Below are 1,416 nucleotides of genomic sequence, written 5' to 3' on the forward strand. Positions count from 1 at the left end.
GTGTCCGGGTTGGTGCGGGGTTGGGGGATGCGGTAGGCGGGGACGACGCGGTCGGGCCCTGTGATGATGACTCTGGCGATGGGGGTTTCGATCAGGGCTTTGCGGATCTTGTCGCTGCCGGCGTTGATGACCTGGGTGACGTGGTCGGCGACCTGCGCCAGGGTGGCGGTGTCAGGCATGGTCGGTTCAGCGTCCAGCGCGGCGGCCAGTTCCTCGCGGCGGGCGGTGAGTTGCTTGCTGGTGGCCCGTAGCTCGCTGAGGCGTTGCCCGACCAGTTCGTCATCGAGCTTGCCGTTTTCGAACGCGGTGAGGTAGCGGTCGATCTTGCCGTTGGTCTCGGCGATCTTGGCTTCGACGGAGGCGAGTTCGGCTTGTTGGGTGGCGTGTCCGGTGCGGTGTTGGCGTTGGGCTTCGGTCACGGCGTCGGCGATGAGGGCGTGGTGGTCGCGGTAGAACCGCGTGAGCGCGCCGAGCACGGCGGTCTCGACGGCGTCGGCGTTGAGCCGGTGGCCGTCGCATTTGGTGCTGTCGTAGCGGGAGCGGTTGAAGCAGGTGTAGTAGCGGTAGACCTTGTTCTTGCCGTGCGCGCGGGTGCCGATCATGGCCTTGCCGCACTTGGGGCAGCGCATCAGCCCGGTGAGCTGGTAGTGCGAGCCGTTGGCGGCGCGGTGGGCGTGGTCCTCGCCGCGTTCGGCGAGGATGCGCTGGGCCTTGTCGAAGGTTTCGGTGTCGATCAGCGGGGTGTGGCAGTCGGGCACGGTGATCTCCCGGAAGGACAGTTCGCCGAGGTAGACCCGGTTGGCTAGGACGCGGAGGACTTGGTAGGGGGACCAGGTGCCGCCGGTGGTGGTGCGGTGGCCGCGGTCGTTGAGCACGCGGGCGACGACCTTGGAGCCGAGCCGGTCGTAGGTGTAGAGCCGGAAGATCAACCGCACGATCGGCGACTCCGCCGGGTGCGGGATGAGCCGGTGGCCGGGGTTGACGGTGTAGCCGGAGGGGCGCCGGCCGCCTTTCCACAGGCCCTTGGCGGCTTTGCGTTCCATGCCGGCGATGACGCGGTCGATGATGGTGTCGCGTTCGAACTGGGCGAACATGCCCAGCATCTGCACCAGCATCCGGCCCATCGGGGTGGAGGTGTCGAACGGCTCGGTGGCCGAGCGGAACACCACCCCGCAGGAGTCGAGTTCGTCGAGCATGGTGACCGTGTCGCGCAGGTTGCGGGAGAACCGGTCCACCCGGTAGACGAGCAGCACGTCGATCAGCCCGGCGCGGGCGGCGGCGAGTGCGCGTTGCAGGTCCTCGCGGTCGGTGGTGGCCCCGGAGGCGTCGTCGGAGAACCGCATCACGATCCGCCACCCCGGCTGGGAATCCACGTAGGACTTCAGGCGGTCGTCTTGGGCTTCGATCGAGTAGGGC

1 protein-coding gene is annotated in these 1,416 nt (G+C 68.1%); it reads right to left on the bottom strand.

Annotated elements, in window-relative coordinates:
- The coding region (locus FFT21_RS28510; protein WP_264081684.1) for a recombinase family protein at positions 1 to 1,373 on the bottom strand (1,373 nt) is incomplete at its 3' end.
- Positions 1,374 to 1,416 lie beyond the last annotated feature (43 nt).

The sequence above is a fragment of the Gandjariella thermophila genome (genome assembly GCF_005405885.1).
In the GTDB taxonomy this organism is placed as follows: domain Bacteria; phylum Actinomycetota; class Actinomycetes; order Mycobacteriales; family Pseudonocardiaceae; genus Gandjariella; species Gandjariella thermophila.